Below are 268 nucleotides of genomic sequence, written 5' to 3'. Positions count from 1 at the left end.
TTGTAGCCCACCAATGCGCCCTTAAAGTCACTCGCGCCTGTGATATTAACCTCGATAGCAGGCACGTTCGCATACACGCCGGATAAAATTCCGTCGTTGTATCCGGCGAATCCACCAGTATACGAGCGTGTCGATCCTTTAACACCGGAGGCAGACACAACAGACAGGATAGCGTATGATTTTACGATATTACCATCGCGCTCGCCGTTGGCTGCGAAGCCTCCCGTCCGTGTATCCATGCCCGTGTTGGACACGGTGCCGGAAGCAT

Annotated in this window: 1 protein-coding gene; it reads right to left on the bottom strand. The window is 53.7% G+C overall.

Going from position 1 to position 268, the window contains the following annotated elements; all coding sequences use genetic code 11:
- On the bottom strand, nt 1-268 hold a 268-nt coding region (locus tag KVT38_RS33755; protein ID WP_217598081.1), incomplete at both ends, for a hypothetical protein.

This window comes from Cohnella sp. GbtcB17 (assembly GCF_019091135.1).
In the GTDB taxonomy this organism is placed as follows: Bacteria; Bacillota; Bacilli; order Paenibacillales; family Paenibacillaceae; genus Cohnella.
This window is presented reverse-complemented; position numbering and strand designations above follow the sequence as displayed.